13 protein-coding genes and 5 pseudogenes are annotated in these 22,123 nt (G+C 33.9%); 6 read left to right on the top strand and 12 right to left on the bottom strand.

Going from position 1 to position 22,123, the window contains the following annotated elements; translation table 11 throughout:
- Positions 1-136: 136 nt before the first annotated feature.
- The 4 genes and pseudogenes from AB3210_RS02655 to AB3210_RS02640 form a co-directional block, all read right to left on the bottom strand.
- On the bottom strand, positions 137-268 hold the full coding sequence (locus AB3210_RS02655; protein WP_255521118.1) for a hypothetical protein: 132 nt from the start codon (positions 266-268) through the stop codon (positions 137-139).
- Between the two features lie 62 nt (positions 269-330).
- A pseudogene (locus tag AB3210_RS02650) lies at positions 331-1,002 on the bottom strand (hypothetical protein); the annotation flags it as partial.
- A gap of 106 nt (positions 1,003-1,108) precedes the next feature.
- Positions 1,109-1,771, bottom strand: coding sequence for a RadC family protein (locus AB3210_RS02645; protein ID WP_230609182.1), 663 nt, complete (start codon positions 1,769-1,771; stop codon positions 1,109-1,111).
- A 164-nt stretch (positions 1,772-1,935) separates the two neighbouring features.
- Positions 1,936-2,856, bottom strand: coding sequence for a helix-turn-helix domain-containing protein (locus AB3210_RS02640; protein WP_264690051.1), 921 nt, complete (start codon positions 2,854-2,856; stop codon positions 1,936-1,938).
- Between the two features lie 363 nt (positions 2,857-3,219).
- On the opposite strand from AB3210_RS02640, the pseudogene AB3210_RS02635 reads away from it, so the two are divergent.
- The 3 genes and pseudogenes from AB3210_RS02635 to AB3210_RS02625 form a co-directional block, all read left to right on the top strand.
- Positions 3,220-3,465 (top strand): annotated as a pseudogene (locus AB3210_RS02635) (PD-(D/E)XK nuclease family transposase); the annotation flags it as partial.
- 633 nt (positions 3,466-4,098) lie between these two features.
- Complete coding sequence (ltrA, locus tag AB3210_RS02630) at positions 4,099-5,646, top strand: group II intron reverse transcriptase/maturase (RefSeq protein ID WP_149168704.1); 1,548 nt, start codon at positions 4,099-4,101, stop codon at positions 5,644-5,646.
- The gene (locus AB3210_RS02625) at positions 5,643-6,401 is read left to right on the top strand and encodes an Rpn family recombination-promoting nuclease/putative transposase (protein WP_264690050.1); all 759 of its coding nucleotides are present in this window, start codon (positions 5,643-5,645) and stop codon (positions 6,399-6,401) included. Before ltrA ends, AB3210_RS02625 begins: the two co-directional genes overlap by 4 nt.
- 181 nt (positions 6,402-6,582) lie before the next feature.
- On the opposite strand, the gene AB3210_RS02620 is transcribed toward AB3210_RS02625, so the two are convergent.
- From AB3210_RS02620 to AB3210_RS02600, 5 genes and pseudogenes are all read right to left on the bottom strand, one after another.
- Positions 6,583-6,738: a hypothetical protein gene (locus tag AB3210_RS02620; protein ID WP_167495309.1), complete on the bottom strand. Its 156-nt coding sequence runs from the start codon at positions 6,736-6,738 to the stop codon at positions 6,583-6,585.
- A 22-nt stretch (positions 6,739-6,760) separates the two neighbouring features.
- A complete protein-coding gene (locus AB3210_RS02615; RefSeq protein ID WP_230609175.1) occupies positions 6,761-13,603 on the bottom strand; it encodes a latrotoxin-related protein in 6,843 nt (2,280 codons plus the stop codon).
- 8 nt (positions 13,604-13,611) lie between these two features.
- Positions 13,612-15,132: a hypothetical protein gene (locus tag AB3210_RS02610; RefSeq protein WP_149168922.1), complete on the bottom strand. Its 1,521-nt coding sequence runs from the start codon at positions 15,130-15,132 to the stop codon at positions 13,612-13,614.
- Between the two features lie 214 nt (positions 15,133-15,346).
- Positions 15,347-15,894: pseudogene (locus tag AB3210_RS02605) on the bottom strand (IS630 family transposase); the annotation flags it as partial.
- 155 nt (positions 15,895-16,049) lie between these two features.
- Positions 16,050-16,127: pseudogene (locus AB3210_RS02600) on the bottom strand (hypothetical protein); the annotation flags it as partial.
- A 237-nt stretch (positions 16,128-16,364) separates the two neighbouring features.
- Between AB3210_RS02600 and AB3210_RS02595 the strand changes: the two are divergent.
- From AB3210_RS02595 to AB3210_RS02585, 3 genes are all read left to right on the top strand, one after another.
- Entirely contained in the window at positions 16,365-17,753 is a 1,389-nt protein-coding gene (locus AB3210_RS02595) for a hypothetical protein (RefSeq protein ID WP_367363651.1), read from the top strand.
- A 473-nt stretch (positions 17,754-18,226) separates the two neighbouring features.
- Entirely contained in the window at positions 18,227-18,775 is a 549-nt protein-coding gene (locus tag AB3210_RS02590) for an IS5 family transposase (RefSeq protein WP_264690049.1), read from the top strand.
- A gap of 25 nt (positions 18,776-18,800) precedes the next feature.
- Positions 18,801-20,213 (top strand): IS4-like element ISWosp2 family transposase, encoded by a 1,413-nt coding sequence (locus AB3210_RS02585; RefSeq protein ID WP_214303148.1) that lies wholly within the window; start codon positions 18,801-18,803, stop codon positions 20,211-20,213.
- An 80-nt stretch (positions 20,214-20,293) separates the two neighbouring features.
- Here AB3210_RS02585 and AB3210_RS02580 read toward each other — a convergent pair whose 3' ends face one another.
- The 3 genes and pseudogenes from AB3210_RS02580 to AB3210_RS02570 all read right to left on the bottom strand — a co-directional run bounded on the left by AB3210_RS02580 (position 20,294) and on the right by AB3210_RS02570 (position 21,608).
- Entirely contained in the window at positions 20,294-20,503 is a 210-nt protein-coding gene (locus AB3210_RS02580; protein WP_264690065.1) for an ankyrin repeat domain-containing protein, read from the bottom strand.
- Between the two features lie 14 nt (positions 20,504-20,517).
- Positions 20,518-20,643, bottom strand: a complete 126-nt coding sequence (locus tag AB3210_RS02575; RefSeq protein ID WP_255702879.1) for a hypothetical protein — start codon at positions 20,641-20,643, stop codon at positions 20,518-20,520.
- 139 nt (positions 20,644-20,782) lie between these two features.
- Positions 20,783-21,608, bottom strand: a pseudogene (locus AB3210_RS02570) (transposase family protein).
- Between the last annotated feature and the right edge of the window lie 515 nt (positions 21,609-22,123).

The raw sequence follows: 22,123 nt of genomic DNA, 5'->3' as shown, positions 1-22,123 counted from the left end.
TTAGGTTCTTACTTTTTACCGGAAGCTGAGAACATCTATAATCAAAGACATCTAACTTTAATTCCTCGTATGCTTCATACCATTTTGGTCTATGCGTAAAACAACCTTAATTTCGCATATTCAATATAACGACAATTCAATCATAAGTTTCTCTCGTAACCATATCTAACTCTGTTTGCAGGAGTTTGCTATAAGGTTTAGCATTACCTGCTTTTATCTCATGCTTGCATCCTAAAGGTTGCCATTCTTTAAAATGTGAGACATACATTATCCCTGATGTCTAGGGAAGATGGAATCTAACCATCACAAAATCGCAACTTCGGGTCGCACCGATGTTGTATTATCTATCTCAACATCTATTAATTCTCCTTCTTGCACAGCATTTTCGCCAGCTTCCTCTAGCTCTTCTAGTTGCTTATCTATCTGTGGCTGAACTTCTGGCTGTAGCTCATTATAGATTTCACCTATCAGTTTATTCTGCAGTAGAGTATCATGAAACTCTGCACCACTTAGCATTAATTTACGTATTAGCTTTTTACGATCAGCCTTATCAAATTTATGAAAATGTGTGCCCAGTATCACATATTCCGCGAAGCTCCATTCTCCATCATTACATGCATTTAGCCTTGCTCCAGAAGCTAGTACTTTGTCTATAACTTTGTGCAATTCATTTACGTTTTTTGCCTCTACTATAGAACTCTTAAACCAGCTCAGCTTCTCTGTATTTGGCTTTATTTTTTGCAAAGCTGAGGCAAATGGATTTTTATCTTCTTGATCACTTACAGGTTTTGTGCCATATATATAATCAAGTCCTTTTCCATAGTTGATTTTGTTTTCGCGAACGTTTCTGCTAGGGAAAGGCATTGTATCTTCCAGTTTTATCTCCTTCTGGCTATTAATTTTACTCACAAATTTAGACTGCTCTATATCAACGCTTTCAAGAGCACCAAATATTTTCTTGTGATTAACATTAGTCTTTTTATTCTGATCTTTACTAGTCATATAAACCTCATATTAAAAATACTTTTTAAGTGTACAATAAACTTTGTTATTATACATTATATTACTCATTATAAATTAATATGAGTAGATTTGCAAATACTTTCTGCTATAACAATCCGTTTTCTCTAAAGCTAAAATAACCCCCACTTGTAATGATAATATGATCAAATAATCTAACGCTTACAGTACTACATGCTGCTGCTAAGCTCTTTGTTACTTCTTGATCTTCTTCTGAAGGTTCTAAACTTCCCCCAGGGTGGTTGTGTGACATTATTACTAATGTTGCATTCTTTATTAATGCTTTTCTTGTAATTTCCTTTATGTATACTGGTGCTTTTTCCATTTCACCAATATAGGATTCTTCTCCAATTAGTTGACGCCTTTTATTCAAGTACAGTATTTTTACACATTCCCTTTCTGAGTGGCCTATACTTACGTTTAAGTACTCTACTAGCCCTTGTAAGTCCATTATTGGCTCACTTTTGAGCTTTTCTCTCAGTACCCTTTCTAGTGTTTCCTTAACACACATAATCATTGCTACTGCAGAATCAGTTACTCCTTCTATAACTTTCAGGTCATCCATTTCTCTACCTAAAATCCTTCCTACTCCTGCATAAGTATTCACCAGATTTTTAGCAATTTCTTGAGCTTGCGGCCTTTCATGTACTGCACTTAAAAATGTTTCCATTATTTCACGATCAAGTAGTGCTTTGCCTTTGCTTTCTAATATTCTGAATTCTATTTCTTCTTTATTCTTATTATTATTCATATAATTTACCCTTCACTAACAACAAACTTTTTTTTAATATTTACTGCTTTATCAGCATTGGCATAGAGCCATAGCTTCCGAGTGAAGTCAAATCAATTTTTCAATCTTTTTTACTTATTTTTTCATCAAAAAGTAAAGATATTAATAGATACTGATTTTTTATTTTAAATTTGTTGAATTTCGTCTAAAGAGATGCCCACTGTTTTTAAAATAATATTGATAGAAATTCCTCCTTTTACTAAATCCTTTGCAATTTTCATCTTTTCTGCTCTTTTCACTTTCTCTTCGCAAATTTGTATGCTTTTAAACAGAGATTTCATTAGTGCATTACGTAGTTCTTGGCTTTCAATTTTTTTGTATTCTTCAATTAAATTAGGTACCACTTTATCATCTGCATCCTCTGTTAGTTCAAGTAGGTCCATGATATTAATCGATAACGCCTTTGCTATCTCATATAATCTTCCCAGTGGAACAGCAGTTCTTCCTTGTTCATAGTTGCTTATTTCATCACGTGTTGTACTCATTTTCTTTGCTAAATCCTTCTGAGTATATTCCCGCACTAGTCTCCATTCTTTTATCTTCTTTCCTATTTTGCAGTATATAGAACCTATTTTTTCTTCAACACATTCATCAGCAGAGAGGCCAATTGCTTGTGAAACAATATCAACAGAAATCCCTGCTTTAACCAGACCTTTTGCAATTTTTATTCTCTCTGTTTTTTTACTATTTTCTTCACCAACTTGGGCAAATTTTGCTAATAAGTAAAATATCTTACGCAATTCTTGATCATTAATCGTTTTATATTTTCTTACTAGATTTAATATTTCCTCTCCCTCATCTTCAAAACAGATTTTTTCATTTGATACAGGAATTAGGTCTACAATACCAATCGACAATATCTCTGCTATAGCATACAACTTTTCAATCGAAATTTTTCGTGTTCCTTTTTCATATTGTAGTACTATTTGATACGTTACGCCGATTTTTCCCGCTAAATCTTTTTGAGTATAACCCTTTGCTAACCTAAAACTTCTTACCTTCTTTCCTACTTCGTGATCTAAAGAATTAGTATAGCTAACGGTCATTCTTTTTCATAACCTGCCATTTTAAAAGTTTCAGATAGAAATTTTGCTAGCATATGTTACCTTTGTTGAGAACTAGTATATTAAATGCCTATACTATGACAAGCTAAGAAGTTCACACTTTAAATAGGTATCTTTGGAGGCTGCTAAATCATGAATCCATTTGTTGGCATTTTAATATACCTTATAGAAGAGTTGATAAAAAGATCTACAAAAGGGCGTCTAAGGTGCATACTAGGGTTATCTATGAAGGTAATTTTTCCCAACTCTTGAAATTTTGCTAACTTTAATAGGCTTTAGTATAAAAACGTTGAATATTTCTTCACAATTGTGTATAATGATCAATGCTTTTTATCTTACTTTCTCATGGCTCTTTCGAAGTTTCTTGACGCACGCAACGATTATGCATTTAAAAGAATATTTGGCACCGAGAAGAATAAAGATATCCTCATTCATTTCCTGAACGATATTTTAGGCTTTACTGGCTTAGCTGCTATTCACGATGTTGAATTCTTAGCTACCATTTTGGACCCTGAAATTGCCGCTAAAAAGCAGAGTATTGTCGATGTTCTTTGTAAAGACTCTCAAGGTTCAAGATACATCATAGAAATGGTGCGACCTGAAAGTCTTCGGTCATATTGTTTAAAAGGAGAGGAATTCATTCAGAAAGAAACTGAAAGGATTCTAAAACTTATTAAACCAGATGTTTTGCCGTCTGAGTCTACGCATCAGTGCGAATCGGGCAACCGGTTGGTGCCAAGCGATGCGGACAATGAACCTCCTCTTGAAAAAGAAGATGCTCAATCGTGAGAGGGGCATAAACTGCAAGCATCATGTGGTTGGAGGGCTAGGCTAGTGGTATGGTGAACGTAAGTGAAGCTTTATAAGTACCGATACGATGAAAGAGCTAAAGATGCTGATAAGCTCTGACCAAAAGGTAATGTGGATAAGTTACATTTTTCATTTCTAGATGTACGCAAATAATAACTCCACCGGTATAGAGAAGCCACCTAACCCACTGTTGTATGACTGGAGAAACAGGGTAAGCCTGTATTTTCGCCTACATGGCAAGCAAACCGCAAGGAATGCTGATGGAAGTGCAGGTAAAGGAGAATGGAGAAAGCGAATGCCATTTTGTAACGAAATGGATAGAATTTGTAACATTAATTCGCGTGAAAACGAGCAGACTTCCATTTGGTCCCTCGTGACAAGAAACTTTGTTAACCACTTAAGGTAGGAAAGCAGATGATTACAAGTAAACCCGTAAGTGCATCTACCGAAAGCTTTGAAGCATGGAAGCAATTGCCATGGAAGAAATGCCAGAAAGTTATTGTGAGGCTACAAAGACGTATTGTTAAGGCTGTCCAAGAAGGAAGATGGGGTAAGGTAAAAGCTTTACAACATCTTCTCACACGCTCTTTTAGCGGAAAAGCTTTGGCTGTTAAGAGAGTAACTGAAAACCAAGGAAAAACCACAGCAGGTGTAGATCGTCAACTATGGTCAACTTGCAATGCTAAATTTCAAGGAATAAAGCAGTTAAAGCAAAGAGGATATAAACCTTCTCCGCTAAAACGGATTTATATCAGTAAATCTAATGGCAAAAGAAGACCTCTTGGAATACCCACGATAAAAGATAGAGCCATGCAAGCATTATATCTGTTTGCTCTGGAACCGATAGCTGAAACGATCAGTGATCGTCACTCCTATGGCTTTAGACCTAAAAGATCCTGTGCAGATGCTACAGTAGCTTGTCATTTGTTACTGGCAAGTCGTAATCAACTACAATGGATACTTGAAGGTGATATCAAAGGATGCTTTGACAACATTAATCATGAATGGCTTATGAAGCATATTCCTATGGAGAAAAAAATTCTGCATAGTTGGTTAAAAGCTGGCTTCCTAGAATCAAAAACTCTGTATCCCACAACTGCAGGTACCCCGCAAGGTGGTATAATTTCTCCAATACTAGCCAATTTAGCCTTAAACGGACTTGAAAAGTTATTGGAAAGTCGATTTGGTAAACTCGGCAGTAGAAAAAGAAACAAAATCAGAAGTGGAGTGAATGTAATCAGATACGCAGACGACTTTATTATTTCAGGTTTCACACATGAAGTACTGGAAAAGGAAGTTAAGCCTTTAGTATCATCTTTTCTTCATGAGCGAGGTTTAATTCTGTCAGAAGAGAAGACAAAGATTACATCTATCACAACAGGGTTTGACTTTCTTGGTTGTAATGTACGTAGATATAATAAGAAGTTAATTATTAAACCTTCGAAAGAAAGTATTAAAAGACTTCTTAATAAAGCACGTACATTGATAAAAGCAAATATAGCGAACACTCAGGCTATAGTAATTAAGTCACTCAACTCTCTACTGAGAGGATGGGGAAATTACTATCACCATGTGTGTGCTAAAAAAGCGTTTAGAAAGATCGACAATGAAATTTGGCATAGTTTATGGAAATGGGCAAAGAAAAGACATCCTCGTAAAGGATTACGTTGGATAAAGAATCGTTACTTCAAAGTAATGGGTCAACGCCAATGGGTTTTTGCTGCACCCATATGCAAGAACAAACCAAAAGAGATACGGTATTTAAGACTGCTTAAGCTGATTGATATACCTATCAGACGACATGTTAAAATCAGAGCGGATGCAAATCCCCTTGACTTAAAATGGAAAAAGTATTTTGATGAGAGAGTGAAACGAACAAGAATGTTAGCAAGCTCTTTCTCAAGAGAAGGTTCTCTACTGTTGGTGTCACCATTAAGAATGATGTTTCCTGAGGAATCATGAAGGACAAGCCGGTTCTAGAAAAGAAGAACTTAGATAAGGGGCTCAAGCGTAGTGTGGGGAAACCTGCATGCTGCGTTTCTAAGGGAGGGGGTAGTAGTAATACTGCTTCCTTACCTGACCAGTTTACTAAGACCAAAGGCTTCGAAAAACGTGCTCAATATTATGCTGCTAAAGCCTACTCAAGTCAAGCTGATCAAGGTGATAATTATCATAATCTCAAGGAAATTATCTTCATAGCTGTTGCTGATTGTATTATTTTTCCAGATAAGGCTGAGTACAAATCTAATCATGTCATTTTAGATCAAAATAGCTTTGAACATGACTTAAAGGATTTTTACTTTGTATTCATAGAACTACCAAAATTTACAAAGACAAAAGAAGACCAATTAGAAAATATAGTAGAAAAATGGTGTTACTTTTTTCGCTATGCAGGAGAAACAAGGGAAGAGGATCTAGATAAGATAGTTGGTAGTGACGTAATAATAAAACGAGCTTATGAAGAAATGAATAAGTTTAATTGGTCAGAAGAAGAGTTACTAGCATATGAACAAATGAAAAAACGCATAATGGATGAGGTAGCTGCTTTAGCTCAAAAATTTGATGAGGGCCTTAAAGTAGGTCAAGAAAAAGGTAGACAAGAAGAAAAAATTGAAGTAGCAAAAAACTCACTCAAGGCCGGTGTATCTATTGATGTTATAGCTCAAATTACCGGTCTCTCTCATTCTGAAATTTCACAACTCAAAGAAAAAACATAATATTCCTACTTATTCACTTTAACACTTATAAAAACCTTTTCTAAGTTAGACATGTCCCCTAATTAAGAATCTAGTGAACTGTCTAAAATGGCTATAAAGATTGCACATAGAATTATATAAATTACTATCATAACGTTACCCTCTTATTCAGCCTTACATATTAAAGATATATACCGTAAGTTTAATATTGATAGTACATTAACCATTTATTTCCCAATTCTAGTCTTGTACTTCTCATTCCTACTTCATCCATGTTAGTATTAGAACCATCAAACTTGCTAAGGGGATCTACCACCTCCACTTTAAATTCTATTATAAGCTTTTCACTATTTGGCATATTATACCTTCCATATTCTCATCTACTTACTCAAAGTATTTCCAAGCTTGGTTACTCCTACATCAGAAAGACAAGTTGATACTTTGTCCTTTGAATGGCTGTGAACTGAAGCATTACTTAAATAACTTTGAGGCTCTAAACTTATCTGCTGTTTTTTTGTACCATCAACTTCTAATCTACCATCTCTGTTGTGTAATATCTGCTCTATTGATTGATTTAGCAGACCCTTATTAAATTGAGCTATAAACTTTTCAAATTTCTTCGGACTTAATTTACCAGCTTCTTTACCAGAACATGCTTTCTCTACATATGAGTTGAAAATCCCCGAAATCTCATCAAATTTACCACTCATGATTTTTCCTGTAACTTCTTTCTGTATTTCCACAAAATCAATATTTAATCGATGCATTGACACACCACTTTTTAATCCAGCTTGCTCTACTACTTTCTCAAATTCCTCTGTAATATTTAATGCATAGCCCTGCGCTTCCAGTAATGATACGTGCTGATCTGCTGTAGAAATGTATTTTTGACCTGTAACTTTTCTAATAAGCACATCAAGTAACATGATTGTGCCGTTTATATCTACTGGTGAATCAACTTGTGAGATTGGACTTGTAGTACTTGATACTCCGTCAGACAATGTAGGTTTAGAATCTAATAACCGACCTATTGAGGTTTTTACTGAACCGAACAAACTGTTTATCCATGAAGATAGTGCACTTGCTCTGCTTGTAGCTTTCTTATAGCGCACCTCTTCTGCCTTATTCACTTTGATTTTTTTTCTATTTATTGCAGCAATCTCTATGCCACCTATTACCATAACCTCTACATCATCATATCCTACTGTAGGACTTTTTTCATCTATCATAGACTCAATTTTACCTACTATAGCTTTTCCTTCTATTCTAGCTTTTGTTGTCTTTTCAATAGGTGAATAACGATGACGGTTCCCTCTATGATAAGCATGTCTTTTATGATGACGTATATGCTTTGGTGCAACGTATTCATTTCTTCTTTCTGCCTTCTCTAAAAAGGAAATTATGTTTGTGAAACCTTTATCTCTTGCAATATCTAAAGGCTTCTTACTATTATTGTCACGAATATTAACATCAGCATTTTTAAAAATCAGAAGTTGTAACAAACTAAAATCATGATTATTTTGAACTAAATAACCCATTAGAAGGACAACGCGGTGCAAAGACGTCTTGCCCTGGGTATCCTGAGCATTAACATCAATACCACTGTTAAGCAGCAGCTCTACAATCTTTAACTTAGTATCTTTTAGGTTATTAACGCCGTTATCAACAAAACACTGAGAGATAGCAAGGTGCAGAAATGTCTCGCCGAAATCGTTTTTAGCATTGATAAGAGTATATCTATCATCCCTGTTTCTCATACCATCAAGAAGAGCTTCAAGCAAGTTCGACTTATTCTCCTGGATAGCTTTTCTTATAAGTGACTTTGCTTCTTCAGGCCCTGAGGTTTTTATTAGCTGAGAATACTGTTTCTGTTTTTCTTTATTAAAGTCCATTATAACATCTTGTGGATTGCAAGTAGAAGCTATACATTTTGAGTTAGAAACTATTGTATCATTAAAAGCAAACATCATTTCTCTTGCTGGTTGATAAGTATTCCAGTTCTCTACTTTTACAAGAGTGTTATTTTTATGTGATAGCAATAAGGTATCATTCATAACTTTCATATCGAAATCTAATATAGACTTACCTTTCAAATCAACTAAACCAATATCATTCTTATTAATAGGCTGATTATGATAAATCTGTAACCCTTGTTCATCTGGTTTATAATACCTGAAAGAACTAAAATCATCAGCTCTTTCTCCAAATTCTTCTGGTTCTATAATTCTATTGTTTAGTTCTATAGATAAATCCCAGTTTCTATGAACAAAAGAATAGTAATCTGTGATATATGCTCCTTTATCTGATAACAATAGCAAATCATTATTGAGTTTTAAAAAAAGCACCTTATCTGAATCAAATGTGAAACAATTATAATGATTTAACAGATCAGTACCATTAACGCTAAATCTTCCATCTATTTTTAAGCTATGAGAACAATAATCACGCTCTAGTTCACCATTCTGAAGTTTATAATATTTTTCCCTATCAAATGTTACCGTAACATCTTTATAATCTGGTAGCAGGGTTACATTTAGTCTACTTTTGTTAATCTTTATTTCTCCTTCATTATTCTCTGCAAATTGTATATCATTTAATGTGCTATTTAATTGACTAAAGTCTAATATACCATTTGCTTGAGCAATCGTAATATTAGCACTTTTTTCATCGAAAAGATAAAGATGGTTTATATTACTTGGAGCTTCCCAGTAAAAATTATGGTGCTCTTTATCAGGATAAAAAATATGATTACTAAAACTACCTATAGTACTACGATAATTAGTACTTGATAATTGCTTTGTAATATTAAAGTTCCGATTATCTATTGTTTGCAACTTATCTAACTCATCATCTAATATAACATCACTACCAACGCTTTTTGTTATTTGTAGACTTGCTACTGTTCCAGTATTACTCTCTACTTTCGTTGGAGTTACAAACAAACCATCTGCTGTTTTTATTAATGTCTGTTTATCTACACTTATAGAATCTCCACTTTTATTATAAATATTTGTTCTGTCGTTAACATGAGTTATTTTATCTATATCACTAAAATTTATCGGCAATAATACTAAGCCACTTCCGTGAATAGAATCACCAAAATAACCTTTTATTGTAGCAAAGTTTTTTGCTGTTATTATATCATTTCCACCCTTACCATCTACATAATCTGCATTAGAGAACTTTATATAATTAGTTCTATTACTGCCGATAATAGAATGTATGTTTATTGAATCTGTAGTAAGATTACCTTGTGTTATAACTATATTCTTTTGTCTATCTGCTCCTAAATCACAAGAGAACTTCCCTGCTATGTAAAAGAAATTTCTACCTGAGTTATACACCTTGCAACTATCTAATGACTTTTCAAAATAGTACCTATTTTCTACCTTACCTCTTCTACCTCGATCACCATTTAAAATATCCTTTTCTTGAAAAACAACATTAATATTAGCATTTTGAGCTGTTATATAGTATACGCTTCCATACCCACGGAAATTCTTATTTCTGTATATAACCGCATTATAACAGTCGCTAGGGTATTCTTGTAAAAACCACTTTTCAAATGTTCTATTTAGTAATACATTACTATGATCATATAAGTTATCACATCCTGAGCCAATTCCATTTACAACACAGTCAGTACAGGGAGGATTATCAATTTGTACTTTAATATCGCTATCGTGTGGTCCGCAAACGACACTATAACTTTCAATGTTCGTAGGAATCACTCTAGAATTAATATCACTGATATGAAATGGATATGTAACATTCGTATTGAATCCAAAATCAAACTTAGTATCAACTATTTTTGTGTTAGTACGACAATAAACTCTGAGGAGTTGTATTTCCCCATAAACACGCTTTTCCTTTGTAACCAATATATAAGGCAGCGACATAACTATTTTATCATAATTACCTTTATATTGGCTTATAAGCTTTAATACATATTGTTTATATATACTTTCTGCCTCTATATCATTTTCTATATAATCTGGTACTTTTTTACCAAGAAAGAAATCCCAATACAAATCATGCTTCTCCTGATCTGTAAGATTTATGTGCTCTTCCAATTTCTCTACCTCAAGCTCTGCTTCTACAAATTGCGATATAATAATAACAGCAACTGAAATAGCAGTACCAACTGGACCAGCAAATTCTCCCATTACTCCAGCTTCTATTCCTACGGCTGACATTGTCTCAGTAACAATCGCAGGTACATCTGCAGCTATAAAAATGGAGTTAGTTGCGATGTTTAGGTCAGCAATCTTTATATCTACAGGATTCGTTGCACTTTCCCGAGCTTTTATCGACTCTGCTAACCCTAAAAATGCTGCAAAGTTACCTATAGCAGGTCCCATAACTGGGGCAAACCCCTTTAGCATTTGAGAATCAAGTTTTTCTCCTAATCCTAATATTTTTCCAGAGATTTTCTCACCAATCTTTGGCATTACCCAGAGATTTAATGCATCATAACCTAGGCCTTCTACATCTCCATTTGCTATATGTTTACCAACTAAAAATACTGTAAAGGCAAAACCTGCACTTTCTGCTACTTTCCCTATTTTTTCTGCTACCCCATATCCTCTGAGAATATTTTTGATTTCTTCTTTATTTTCTTTCATCTCCTTTACAATATCCTTGATCTCTGGGTCTATTGAATTTAGATCTACATTTTTAACCTTTGCAATAAATGCTTCTTCAACATTTTGGTCTGTAGCTTCACCTCTAGAGATTCGTTCAGAAACTTTGAAAAGCTGATCATAAAACTCAATATTCTTTACTCTTTCCGCTACCTTGTTAGCATTAAACAACTCTTTAATACGTTGCTCTTTTTCTTCCTCTGTAATATTTTCTTCATCACGTGAGTCTATGCAGTACATGCCTATATTTCTTATTTTTCTTCTTTTAGCTTCTAAACATTCCATTTGAGGCCCAGTTTCAAGCCTTAGCCTTTTTCTTGCACCACCTCTTTCGGGAGAGCTAATCTCACCTTGAGATGTGGTATGATAGACTTCAATACTTTTTATGCTTGCTGTAATTAAATCTTTATCGGACCTACTAGATTGATTAAAAACCATGGCTAAAAACTTGGCTGTTCTCTTATCAGTAAAAGATCTAAGAATTTTATATTTGTCACTCATCTGTTTTTCTGCATGTCCTAATTTTTTCTTTACACTACTATTAGCACATTTTAATTCTATGATAATTGGTTCATCTTCCTCAATAGTAGATTCATCTCCTTGCAAATATGTAAAAGATAGCGCCAGGTCCATTTTCCCTAATGAAGATATATTAGATTCCACATACACTTTAATCTCTTTACCATCTTGCGTTTTTCCATTTATCAATAACCCTTGCATTATTGCTTGAAAGTCCACTTCTCTTTTTATTAATTCCTTAAAAGGCAATAAAGCTTCTACTAAAGGAGATAGTGACTCTTTTAACTTATTTCCCATCATCTCTTCATCTTTACTTTCCTTAAGCAAGTCTACAACATCAATTCCACGTAATTGTTCAATTAAGCTATTTACGTCAACATTCCCTATTCTTTCAAATTTACCCTTGTATCTATTTTTAGAGTTATGAGAGACTTCTTTTATATTTATATCCTGAAAATAAGACTTATCTTTTCTTTCTCCTACTTCAAACCCACCTAGGTTATTCTTTACTCCTGTGTTTATTATCAGGTCGATTTTAACTGCAGAATCAATATCCAGTTCATCAATTGGAGGAATTTTATTACTGTCAAATCTCTTTTGCCTTCTAAGTTCTCTTAATTCACCACTACGTTCTATAATATTTAATATTACTGCTCTATCTTCCCCTTGATTGAATAGTAGAAATGTAGTAGCCTCTCTTCCTATACTTCTATCTTCATTCTGATAAGTGAAAATATTTTTATCTATACTATCCATAGCTAAAATCTGTCCGAACACTAGTTTGCTTAAATAGTTTTTATCCTTACTTGGTATCAAGTGATATAAGTTCTTTAGTTCTGCCTTTAAATTTTCCTTTGCTTCATTGCCATCAAAATCTTTAGCACCTTCTAATAATTGATGCACAAAACCTTGGGATTGAAAAATCTTAGCTTGTTCTGTCTTTACTTCAGCATAACTAATTCCCACTATAACCGCCTCTTCTGCTTTAGTTCTAATGCTGAGGTTATACAAATAACCTTTGTTCTTGATCTGTGTTATAGCTTCATCAGCAGTATGACCTTCTCCTTTAAACTCAACAACTACTGGAACAGGTTTAGGATTTATCCTACCATTTGCATCTTTTGTACGTGACATAAGTATTAAATCTGCACGTCCGTTACCTGCAGCACGTTCAACATAACAATTAAGACCATAACGATATTTAAAATTTAATGCTAAAGCTCCATAAACAAACCCATGATATGCTGCTTCTGAGTTGCCCAGTGAAAACTTTCCCTGATTACTTTTGTATATTTCGGCCAGTTCAAGAAAAATTTCTCTAATACCAACTATTACTTGATCTATACTCTTATCAGAAAGCTGTTTAAATGCACCTTCAAGACTTGTAGACCGACCTATATTGATCTCCTCAAATTCACTAGTTTGAGATGGAGAAGACACCAAATCCTTAAATTTTTCTTTTACTCTATCTCTTTGTTCTCTATATAGTTCGAATGACAGGTTGCCTAAATCTTCTTCAGTACGCATATGAAACGAATACTCATTTATATCTGTGTTATCTATGTCAGAGATCTCTAGTGTTTTTGCTATCTCTTTAAGTTCATCATCATTATAACAATATTTCCGTTTTAAATCCCCATAACCTGTAATTTGATCATTTGTAAAAGCTCTAAGAACCACTTGTTTTCTTCCACTTTTTTCAAGAAAAAAGCATAGTTTTACAATGCTAATCTCATTTTTCAATCCCTCTACTTTCAAATTAGTACGCTTAATATACACCTTATTGATGCCAAGCTTTTCTACTAGACCACTATTAGGAAGGGTTAAAATCGATCCTAATATGCTATGAATAAAAAACTCAGGACTAGATGTTGAACCAATATTTGGAGTTTCACGAAGAAATAAACTAAACTTTTCAGCAAATCCCTTAGGTGCATCGAAATTTACTGAGAGAACAGGGTTACCCTTACTGTTACCTGGATTAATTGGTTCAGTGAGTAATAATTCTATTAACTCAAGCTTGTGTTCAATATGTTTCGCTTCAGCTGTTGCTCTTGGCATTTTCTTATCTATTTCTTCATACTGTGTGTCACTTCCTCAAGTTCTATACTACGAAGTTTCTTTGCTGGACTACTTTCTTCTCCTTCTATTCCTCTCTTTTTGTCATTTTCTTGAATAAGATTATCCAGTAATTGAAAAAACTTATCCCATTTATCTTTCCTCTTTGTAAATTCCTCTCTTGAACAACACCATGTTATACGTTCTTTAAATTCCTCCCTAAATTTTACCATTTCATTTTTTGATGATATACATTCTCGAATGAAGAACTCAATAAATCCCCCCCTATCACCATAAATCAAATCTTGGCAAATATCTTGCCCCCTACTACAAAAAATAAGCCTTTCTTTCTCTTTGGGAGTTGCATCTTGAAAGATCAGTTTGATATTTTCCACATCTTCAACCTTAAATAAGTCTAGTAATAATAACCCACCTGATCCGCATTTATCTATTACATGTTTTGTGTGAGTACTAGGACCTTGCTGCCAAAATATTCCAAAGAGCTTTTGATAATTGTAATCTTTATTACCATCTATCATCTTATTAACGATTACTCTCAATAAACAATCATAACCTTCTTCAGAAAGGAAAGCCCACATATGCTGCGCTGTTTCCATAAAAAAACTCTGCCATGGCCAATCCAAAAAGCACTTTAGCACTTCATAAGAGCAGCTCTTGAACACTTCCATTTGTTGTTCTCTATCCATTTCTGAAAGTAAAAAGCACAAAACATCAATATAATTCTCCCTGGAAAAATCTGTAAACTCACTAACACAGTCACAACGTCTTTTTGCCACATATTCTGCAGTTCTTACTAAGACCTTATCTTTTTCTTCAGGAGTTAACTTTTGTAGGAAATATCTGGTTGCTGCTTCATTGCCACTAACTGCTGAACGTCGAAATGCATACTCATAATGAGTAACACTATCATCTTGACAATATCTTCTTATTATATCGCCTAACTGAGCTGTTTCTTCTTCTATATGATGGGACCAGAACGATACTAGAGGTGATTCATTTATTCTTATTTTCCTAAGATCTTTTCCATAGAGTTTCCTACCACTGATTTGTTTCCATAGGGTGAGAATGTTATCTTCTAAACAATAAGTGCATGCTAATCTATAGCGCTTAGCAATATCTAAATTTTCATCTTGCACTAATATCTTTGCTGTTTTCTCTTTATCAATAGTGCCTTGTGGTGTCCAACAAAGCTTGCTTAAGCTTGCTCTAGCATCTTTGCCACCTAAAAGATTTTTATGATATTGTTTCCATATGAGTATCTGCCAACCTATTGCTTCAACAAAACTTGATAGTTCCTTTTTTAACAATTCTGGCAGCGGAAGTTTTAGTACCTTTTTTATCACTTCATCCTCTACCTTTTGCCATTCTCTTTTTCTTTCACTGACATTTAGGATTGGTGATGAGAAGTAAAACTTTGACGCTAAATCCCAGGCATCATCTTGATTCCATAACGTAATAGCTATTTCCACAAGAGCTTTATGCTTAAGTGATGGCATTAGAGTGTAATTCATTACCTAACCCGATTAAAATACTCAATATACTATGATTTTCTATCGGTTCAAGATAAAACACAGCTAAAAAATTGTGTAAAGTTTAACGGCACAAAAAAAATTCTATTAACCCCAACTATGGGTTAGAAAGAAGTGAAAAAAGGCTGGAAAGTGGGTAAACTCCAAGTAATTCTTTCAATTTAGGAGATTACCTATGAAGAAAGATATTACAGAGCCCAACTTTCGAATGTGTGCCAAACCTTGATTCATCAAAGAAAAATAGCTCTTTTTCTGGATACTTGCCAATAACTTCATTGAGATTTTTTTTTGAATTCCTCTTGTTTACTTTTATCTTGTACGTTGTGTACTGGTCTTGGTGTAATATATGAAAATTTCATCTTTTGTATATGGCGGTGTACTGTAGATTTGCTGATATTTAATCCGAACTTTTCCTGGATTCTTATTCTCATTTCTTTAATGGTAATATTAGGATTTTCTTCTATCCATGCTTCAACTTGCTGTAGTTGAGCCTGATTTAATTTAGTTCTTTTACGGCGTTGTGGAGGAGCAAACAGTTTTTCTTCTCTGCCAAATTTTAAGAATTTTATCCACGAAGTTAGTGCGCTTCTTGAAATGCAATATATTTTTGCTACAGCCGTTATACTATGCTTTTTTGCCGCAATTACAGCATTTAGTTTTTTTGAAACATATGCATTGTTCCTTACTTTCTTCAGCATTTCTTTTCCTCACTTTTTCATCCAATAATTTTGATCTTAATGCCATTTAAACCTCGCTACTTCACTTACTTTAGTATGGCTTTTTTTCCATTATTGTCTATCCGTTCTTTGTATAGTGGGAATGGGAATTGGTATTACTTAATAAATTTACTGATATCGGTATGCCTCTTTTCGAATTTGCCTTGTAAATTCCTTCCATCTCTACATCTTATTGACAGCTATGCAACAAAGCCATTCAGGATCTGCATTATTGTTTAACAGAATTTCGACAATTTCTCTGTAACCTTTTTGAGCTGCAAGGTGTAATGGTACACAATCCTGATTTTCAAGTTAGCATTTTCTCCATTATCTAGCAGCATTTTAGCTATCTGATTCACAATACAAGAGTTCTATTTAGAGCTATTTTCAAAAATCTTTGTGCTTTGTATATGTAGCTTATATTTGTTTGGAATGCTTGACTCCTGATTTATAAAATGCTATCATTAATGATACTACAATGTGTAAAGTGAGGAGGTTATGAATCTTAGACTAATTCAGGAAGAAACAAAAGAAATTCCATTTTGCACAACTCCTTATTCATTGCATTATGAAATTCGAAGGCCACTAATGGAAATGTTTGGGCTAGGGTCTAAAAAAGGCTGTTGTTCTAATCCGTACACTGGGAAGTGCATGATAACTGATAATAAATTAGCCCCTATTGTGCAGCTTACACAAGGAGTGGATGCGGATATAGTAATAGATAACACAACTAAAACAGTATATGCAAAAGAGATTAAAAATAAACAACAAAAAATAGATTTAATATATGATAAGGATCGTATTGGCGCAAAAGAAGTGCATGATATTCAGCTTCTTAAGGCTGGTAAAAGAGTAACAATACCATCTAAATATAAAAGTTTTGAAGATTATAGGAGAGAGCTACAGAAAAAATCTTCTTATATAGTTATAAGGGCTGAAGTAACACAACATTTAGATCATTCAGGAAAGCTGCTGAATGATCCTATAGAAAGCGTTGTTCATTATACTACTTTTCCTAAGTTAAAAGGAAATACCTTAGACTACAAGTATTTTGCTAGAAGTCGAAAGTTAATAGGTAGCAGAAAATCTGAGCTACAAGATAAGTTTAAAAACGTAGTAAAACTGAATGCCTTAATGGCTGCCAAACATAAAGAAGGATTAAGCATTGTGGTACCTAATGCTTTTTTGAGTGGTTTGAGTAATGATGAGCAAAAAGAAGCAAAAATAGCTTTTGTCAATGCAGAAATAGAAGCTGCTAAGGAAATAGAGCAAGATAGTGGAAAATACTCAGGATTTTGTGGGATATTTGTCAATACTGGAAATACTCAAGATTTAAATAAGCTGATAAGCGACAGTGGCATCAAAAGCATTGCTATTAATTATGGTGATCTTAGCGCGCCAAGTAGGGTATCAAAAGAAGGAAAGTTTGCAGAATCTATAATGGGTGAGGGAGTTGGATACGTTGGTAATGGTGCATTATCCGCACGAGGTAATATTGCAGTGGAGGAAAATCTTACTAGAAGAACGTTAGGAGAAACTGTGTTAATGTTTAGTGGAGCATTTAATGAAAAGGTGCTAGATAAAAATTGTTACAGGGGAGAAAATGTGAAATCTGACAGAGTACAAAATAAGACACAAAACATTCAACGTCACAGGTCAACTGTGTATTTCACTTTATCAGCATCTCTTTCAGCTTTGATTATAGCATTAGCATTTGTGACACAAACATATATATTTTTAGCAGCACTTATTGTACCTGCAGTAATTGGACTATGTGGGTGGTCATTATATGAGAAAGAAAAAGGAGATAAACCTAGCTCTAATATTCAAAATAATGTAAAAGCAGAGAGAGCCCTTGATAGTTATAGGGATACACAAACGAACTAGAGCACTTTGCTTATGTACTTATTTAATTTCAGTGTTTGCTATTTGTTTTTTATCCCATTGCTAATACCAATACTCATTGTTGGTAGGTCAAATAGGAGAGATTGCAGATGTAATAGTTTAGACTTAATCTGACAGGGTAATAAAGTAAGATAAAAATATAAACAAATTTTAAAGGAGTGTCAGATATGAGTACAACACAAGAAAAAATACTAAAATCAAAGTTGGGGTTGTTAGAGCCCGTCTTGAAACTGAGTAGAAAGAAGTTAAGAAGTATGGTATAAGATATATTTTAAGATGTACCAAGCGACATAAGTGACAAAGAATGGAAGATAATAGAGCCATATTTTGAACCTTAAAAGACCGGCAGAGCAAGAAAACATAGTATTAGAACAATTGTTAACGCAATCCGCTATATGATGAGAACAGGATGTCAATGAAGACAACTGCCTAAAGATTTTCCACCATGGAAAACCGTGTATAGTTGTGATTCGCGCTTAAAAAAAAGTGGAATATGGCAAGAAATTCATGATTTTCTAGTTAAAAAAGTAAGAGAGATAATCGGTAAGAATGAAACTCCATCAGTGGGAATAATAGACAGCCAGTCAGTAAAAACGACTCAAAAAGGGGATCGAGAGGGATACGATGCTGGAAAGAAAATAAAGGGCAGAAAACGCCATATCATTGTAGATACTGTGGGTCTTGTAATTGCTGCTGAAGTACACAGTGCAAGTATTCAAGATCGCGATAGTGCTCTAGATCTTTTTGCTCAGGCTAAATGCAAAGCCCCAACCTTACGAAAGTTTTTTGCCGATCAAGGGTACACAGGTAAATTACAAAATCGATGTTTATTGGAAACTGGATGTTTGCTAACAATTGCCAAGAAATTGGTTGATACAGGATTTCAGATTATTCCTAAACGTTGGATCGTAGAACGGACATTTGCCTGGCTTTCCAATTTTAGACGTATCTTACTATTACCCACAAATATAAATGGACATAAAAATAAAGTATTACAACATTAAAGTTTGCAAACATTGAGGGTAAAAAATGGCAAACAGGAATAATGAATGGGCTGAAAATGAATTTGGAGATGCTGTACTTGGAGATAAAAGGTTAACTGACCGATTAGTAAATATTGCTGATAGTTTTACAAGTTTACCTGAAAGCTCAATCAATCAGGCGTGTGGAAGTTGGTCAGAAGCAAAAGCAGCATATCGTTTTTTTCAAAATGAGAACGTGAAAGAAGGCGATATTCTAGCTTCACACGTTGCTAAAACAGTTGAAAGAACAAAAGCCCATAAAAAAATTTTTGTGATCCAAGATACAAGTTATATTTCATACACAGACCATGAAAAAACAAGTGGATTGGGAGTTATTACAAGAAAACATAGTCAAGGTATTATAATGCATACAGCTCTAGCTGTTAGTATAGAAGGTTTGGTACTAGGGATACTAGATCAAAAAATTTATTCAAGACCTGAAGAATCTGAAAACATAAAAAAAAAGAATAATGACAGTATCCGCATTGAAGATAAAGAGAGTATAAAATGGTTAGAAACTTTAAGCAACACAAACAACATTATTGATTCAACTCAAACTGAGACTATAACCATATGCGATAGAGAAGCAGATATATATGAGTTTTTTGAGCTTGCATATAATCTTAATTCGGCAGTGTTAGTTAGAGCTTCCAAAGATAGGGCAGTAAATAGAAAATCTCGATATCCTGAAAAAGGTGAGCAGAAGTTATGGGAATTTATTAAATCCTCTCATTGTGCAGGTACGGTAAAAGTTGAAGTTCCTGCAAAAGATAATAAGCCAAAAAGAACAGCACATTTGGAAGTTAGATTCGGAAAGTTTATTATGCATCCATCTAAGAATAGTATTAGGCATAAGACAGAAGAATTACTTAAATTACCACACTATGCAGTTTACGTTGTTGAAAAAGACTTTCCTTCTGAAACAAATCCGCTAGAGTGGATGCTTTTAACAAATCTTCCAGTCAATACCTTTGATGAAGCTGTTGAAAAAGTTAGGTGGTATTGTCTTAGATGGAAAATAGAAATATTACATAAAATTTTAAAATCTGGTCTCAAAGTTGAAGAATGTAGGCTTGGAACAGCAGAAAGGTTGATGCGATATTTAACAGTAATGAGTATTATTGCTTGGAGAATTTTCTTTATTACAACAATTGCAAGAACTGATCCAACATTACCGTGTACTACCTTATTAGCCGAAGAAGAATGGAAAGTTCTATATGTAAAAATACATAGAAAACCATGTTCAAATGCAACTCCTACTATAAAAGAAGCTGTTTCATGGATTGCTCAACTTGGAGGACATTTGGCTAGAAAAAATGATCTAGAACCAGGCCCCATTACTATTTGGAAAGGATGGAGACGTCTCTTTGATCTAGCAGAAGGATGGCGACTTGCTCACGAACTTTATATTTGTGGGTAATAGTAAGAGACGTATGAACAAGGATTATGAGCATTCTCCCCTCACTTCAAAAACTAATATCTTCTTTAATATGATCACTATTATACTTCACAAATTAGCTCATTTTTTGGTTTGAAGACATGCTCTAAGTGATTATTTTTAGCAGCAAGAGATATAGGTGTTTGTCCGTATTGATTTTTTGCATAAATATCAGCTCTTTCTTCACCCACAAGATAGGTTACTACACTCAAATTACCAACTTTAGCAGCTAAGTGTAAAGGAGTATTGCCATCACTACCTTTAGTGTTAATGCTGGCTCCTCTTTCTATAAGCTCCTTAACTCTATCAAGGTTACCTTTTTTACAGCATCAAATAATTCGCTGTTTGGGTTCTCAATAGAAACCTCTGTTATAGTTGTTGAAGTTTCTGTAGTAAGCTCAGATATTTGCATAAACCCCCCAATGATATTAACCTTTCTTTACACTATAAAGCTGTTACTAAATTATATAAATTTGAGTATCTATAGCATAAGACCTGCTGCGAATCAAGCGATAAAAAAAGGGAAGGAGGGTGACTAAAATCAAGGTTAACTAAAAGGAGTGCTTAAGATTCACAATACCAGCAATAATATTGAACCTCAGGTTATATTTTTTCTGAAAATTGCGGTAAACATGGGACATAATCTTAAATATCTTTACCTCACGGATCTTATTTTCTACTCTCATTCTAAATGATGCTAATCGTCTATTATGCTCTTTCTGCTCTGAAATTAATGGCTTTTTACGGTACTTTTTATATGACATTACTTTGCAATTTTTGCCAACCTTGATATCCAGAATCGGCATATTTTATGCTATCGAGTGGTAGATATTTTCCTTGTTTCCTTATGCGAAAATCACTAATTCTACCACGATATGACTTTGACACTGATAAAATTCTTCCATCTTCTTCGATAACAATCTCAGTTTTCATAGTGTTGGTTCTTTTTTTTCCTGAATATGACTTCTTCCGTTTTTTACTATCTTCTGGCCTCTGTATTTGCTGTTCTGTAACATCAGCCAGAATCTTTAGTATTTTTTCTGATGTCATACTTCTATCTTTTGTTATAGTAACTTTCTTGGCAAGTAATGGCTCTATTTTCTTCAGTAACCTACATACATTTGCGTTGTGCATATTGAACAGGCACCCTAAAAATCTATGTGTTATGTAAGTGCGATAGTACAAAATTACGCAAAATAACTTATCTTCCAGAGTTGGTAGTTGTGATCTTCTACCATGGCACTTTTTCTGTTTTTCAAGTTTTTTCCACTCAGACCTCACTTTTTCCACCACCTTTTCAAACTCCTCTATAGTTAAACCTGTTATATTACGAAAGTTTCTTGGGTGCTTCTTCATTTTATAGTAACTAAAGCTCATTTTTTACCTTACTCGATCTGCTTATTCTTCTTCTACCTCTCTCGCATCACTTTTTCAATTACCTTTTGCAGCAGGTCTTTTGCTATTCTCAAATGGATTACTGTTAATTTAATATTAAGTATTATTAAGAACCTAAACAATATGACCATTTCCAGTGTTCAAAACTAATGGTGGTGAGAAGTGTTTTTCTTGGAATCAATTGGACTACCAAACGATACATACGAACTTTTCTAGATAATAATTTCATTATACGCTGAAATCAGCTATATTGGCTCACTTTTACTAAACCTACGTACGAACTGTTTTGCCTAAGCTTATGAAAATAATTTAAACCTTCTATTTTTATAACCTTATTTCTATGCGGCTTGTTCTCGCAAATATACGACCTTTTTTGCAATTTTAGAAAGAGTCAATAATTCAAATTTTTGCAGCACTAAAATAGACGTTTCTTTAGTTACAACAAGGTCTATTTTTTCGTAAATAAAAATGTTTTATAATAATTAATTATTAGAATG

The sequence above is a fragment of the Wolbachia endosymbiont (group B) of Scrobipalpa ocellatella genome, from assembly GCF_964188425.1.
Taxonomy (GTDB): domain Bacteria; phylum Pseudomonadota; class Alphaproteobacteria; order Rickettsiales; family Anaplasmataceae; genus Wolbachia.
This window is presented reverse-complemented; position numbering and strand designations above follow the sequence as displayed.